This is a genomic window from Frankia sp. AgKG'84/4, from assembly GCF_023242965.2.
Classification (GTDB): domain Bacteria; phylum Actinomycetota; class Actinomycetes; order Frankiales; family Frankiaceae; genus Frankia.
The window spans coordinates 1-2,382 of record NZ_JALKFU020001241.1; the positions used below are offsets into that span (position 1 = coordinate 1).

General features: G+C 72.2%; 1 protein-coding gene. It reads right to left on the reverse strand.

Going from position 1 to position 2,382, the window contains the following annotated elements:
- Positions 1–158 precede the first annotated feature (158 nt).
- Entirely contained in the window at positions 159–2,357 is a 2,199-nt protein-coding gene (glgB, locus tag MXD58_RS29205; protein ID WP_250611375.1) for a 1,4-alpha-glucan branching protein GlgB, read from the reverse strand.
- Positions 2,358–2,382 lie beyond the last annotated feature (25 nt).

Genomic DNA, 2,382 nt, shown 5'->3' on the forward strand with positions numbered 1-2,382 from the left:
CCTCACATGACTTCCGTGATGCCCAGCGTCGCGCCCAGCCCACAGGCCCCGGCGCCGACCCCCGGACCGGTGCCGAGGGGGGGGGGGGGGGGGGGGGGGGGGGGGGGGGGGCGGGGCCCCCCCCCCCCCCCCCCCCCCCCCCACGGCGGGAACGGGCCTCAGCCGCCCTGGGGGACCGGGCCGTCCTCGGGGTCGTAGCGGAACCACACGGCACCCAGCAGCGGCAGGGTGACGCTCGCCGACGCCGCCAGGCCATGGCAGGGCGCCTCGACGGCCTCGATGGCGCCCAGGTTGCCGACGTTCGCGCCGCCGTAGAGGCTGCCGTCGGTGTTGAGGACCTCCCGCCAGCGGCCGGCGAAGGGCAGGCCGATGCGGTAGTTGTGGAAGGTCGTGCCGGCGAAGTTCGTGACGCAGGCGAGCACCTCGGTGCCAGGCTCACCCTCGTCACCGGACCAGCGCAGGAACGACAGCACGTTGTTGGCGCTGTCGTTGCCGTCGATCCAGGAGAAGCCCGACTGGTCGTAGTCGCGCCGGTAGAGCGCCGGCGACGACGTGTACAGCGCGTTGAGGTCGCGGATCAGCAGCGAGATCCCGTGGTGGCCCGGCTCGTCGAGCAGCGGCCAGTCCAGCGACGTCGCCTCGCTCCACTCGTTGTCCTGGGCGAACTCGCAGCCCATGAACAGCAGCTTCTTGCCGGGATGCGCCCACATGTAGGCGTACAGGGCCCGCAGGTTCGACAGCTGCTCCCAGCGGTTGCCCGGCATGCGGCGCAGCATCGAGCCCTTGCCGTGGACGACCTCGTCGTGGCTGAACGGCAGGACGTAGTTCTCCGAGTACGCGTACACCATCGAGAACGTGATCTCGTTGTGGTGGTAGCTGCGGTGCACGGGCTGGTGGGAGTTGTACTGGAGCGAGTCGTGCATCCAGCCCATGTTCCACTTGAACCCGAAGCCGAGGCCGCCGAGATGGGTGGGCCGGGTGACGCCCGGCCACGCCGTCGACTCCTCGGCGATCATCATGGCGCCGGCGTGGTGCCGGTAGACGGTCGCGTTGGCCTCCTGCAGGAACGCCACCGCCTCCAGGTTCTCCCGGCCGCCGTGCTTGTTCGGCAGCCAGGCCCCGTCGGGCCGGGAGTAGTCCAGGTAGAGCATCGACGCGACGGCGTCGACCCGCAGCCCGTCGATGTGGTACTCCTCGAACCAGTACAGGGCGTTCGCGACGAGGAAGTTGCGGACCTCGGGGCGGCCGAAGTCGAACACGTAGGTACCCCAGTCCGGCTGCTCGCCGCGGCGGGGGTCGGGGTGTTCGTAGAGCGGGGTGCCGTCGAAGCGCCCCAGCGCCCAGCCGTCGCGCGGAAAGTGCGCCGGCACCCAGTCGACGATCACGCCGATGCCGGCGCGGTGCAGCGCATCGACGAGGTGGCGGAACTCGTCCGGGCTGCCGAAACGGGCGGACGGGGCGTAGTAGGCCGACACCTGGTAGCCCCAGGAGGGGCCGTAGGGGTGCTCGGCCACGGGCAGCATCTCGACGTGGGTGAAGCCGTTGCCCAGCACGTACTCGGTGAGCTGCTCGGCGAGCTCGAGGTAGGAAAGCCCGCGCCGCCAGGAGCCCAGGTGCAGCTCGTAGACGCTGATCGGCTCGGTATGCCAGGTGGTCCGGGCGCGGCGCTCCAGCCAGTCGGCGTCGGTCCAGGAGTAGTCCGACTGGGTGACGACGCTCGCGGTGGCCGGGGGGATCTCGGTGCGGAAGGCCATCGGGTCGGCCTTCTGCCGCCACACCCCGTCGAAGCCGAGGATCTCGTACTTGTAGCGCAGGCCTGCGCCGGCGCCGGGAACGAACAGCTCCCACACCCCGCAGCCGCCCAGCGAGCGCATCGGGAACGCCCGGCCGTCCCAGAAGTCGAAGTCACCGACGAGGCGCACCCCCCGCGCGGACGGTGCCCACACGGCGAAGCTCACCCCGGTGACCGCCCGCCCGCCCGGGGTGCTCAGGTCCCGCACGTGCGCGCCGAGCACCTTCCAGAGCTGCTCGTGGCGGCCCTCGCTGATCAGGTGCCGGTCGACCTCGCCGACGGTCGGCAGGTAGCGGTAGGGGTCATCGACCAGGACGGAGCTGTGCGGGTAGACCACCTCGACCCGGTAGTCGGGCAGATGCCCCGGCAGCGCCGCGGCGAACACCCCGCCGCTGTGCAGCCGGGTGGCCGGGTGCCGCTCGTCGCCGACGAGCAGGTTCACCTCGCGCGCGTCGGGGCGCAGCACCCGCACGACCGTCCACTCGCCGCGCGGGTGGGCGCCGAGCAGGGCGTGCGGGTCGTGATGGGTGCCGCCGACGAGCCGGCCGAGCTCCCCGGCGGGCAGGCCGGTGTCCGGTGCGGCGCTGAGC